We start from the raw sequence: 1,158 nt of genomic DNA, 5'->3' as shown, positions 1-1,158 counted from the left end.
GCACTTTAAAGAAGTCGCTGCAATCTTGACCTACCAAGCCGACAAATGTCCTTTCTGTACCTCAACTCAGGTGGTTAAAAATGGTACTCGGCCAACAACGCTAAAGTTGCCGGCTGTAGTTCAAAAACCGGTTCATTTAGGGCTTAGAAGACAGCGCTATTTATGTCGCGCTTGCCATAAAACTTTCAGTGCTGAGACACAGATTGTCCAACGCGGGCACTCGATCACAAGGCAAGCTGAACAAGTCATTCATGCCTTAGCCCAGGAGTCTTTACCAATCAAAACAATCAGTAAAATCACTGGAATTTCGGCATCTTCGATTCAGCGGATCCTATATAAAGATAAAGAAGCACTGGTTAAACCGCATCAGTTGCCAACGGCCTTGTCTTTTGATGAGTTTCGTTCAGTCAAGGGCCAGTTTTCCTTTATCTGTATCGATGCCAAAACACACGAACTAGTTGCTTTATTGTCAAACAGGCTCACTAAAACGATCACCGAATATTTCACCAATACCTATTCCCTGACGGAACGACAGGAAGTCAAACTGGTGACTATGGATCTCAATGCCCAGTACCAACAATTCGTTCATCGAATTTTTCCGAATGCCGCAATTGTCTTTGATCGCTTTCATATTGTACAGCTGGTCGGTGGAATCTTAGATCGGGAACGGGTCAAAAGCCTTAAGAGCCTGGCTGATCATCGAAGCAGAACATACAAAGCCTTAAAGCATCAATGGCGCTTGTTTCATAAGGATGAAACAGAATTGGACGGGCAGACAGTCAAGTATTACCCGGGTTTAAATGAATACACCACAGCACAAAACGTTGTTGATATAGGATTAGAGGCTTTTCCAAAATTCAAAGAAGTTTATCGAGTTTATCAAGCTGTGATCCACTTTGTCCGGCAACGTGATCAAGTTGGTCTGCAGGCTCTAGTCATGAATTACCAGCCGACTCACACAGAAATGGATACAGCCGTGAGAACAATAACCAAGAATTATCTGGGTATTCAAAATGCATGTAGCTCTGAGTATTCAAACGGCGGAATAGAAGGAGTTAACCGAAAAATCAAAGAGCTGAAACGCAGCTGTTACGGCTTTAGAAACCTACGTCACTTCTTTATTCGCATCAAACTGATCCGAGCGTAAAAAAACTCAAA

Annotated in this window: 1 protein-coding gene; it reads left to right on the top strand. The window is 43.0% G+C overall.

All coding sequences use genetic code 11. The annotated features are described in order from the left end of the window. A partial coding sequence (locus LFYK43_RS12100; RefSeq protein ID WP_124978581.1) for an ISL3 family transposase occupies positions 1-1,147 on the top strand: 1,147 nt, incomplete at its 5' end. Between the last annotated feature and the right edge of the window lie 11 nt (positions 1,148-1,158).

This window comes from Ligilactobacillus salitolerans (assembly GCF_003864415.1).
Lineage (GTDB): Bacteria > Bacillota > Bacilli > Lactobacillales > Lactobacillaceae > Ligilactobacillus > Ligilactobacillus salitolerans.
The sequence above is the reverse complement of the archived record's forward strand: the minus strand, read 5'-3'. Positions and strand labels throughout refer to the sequence as shown.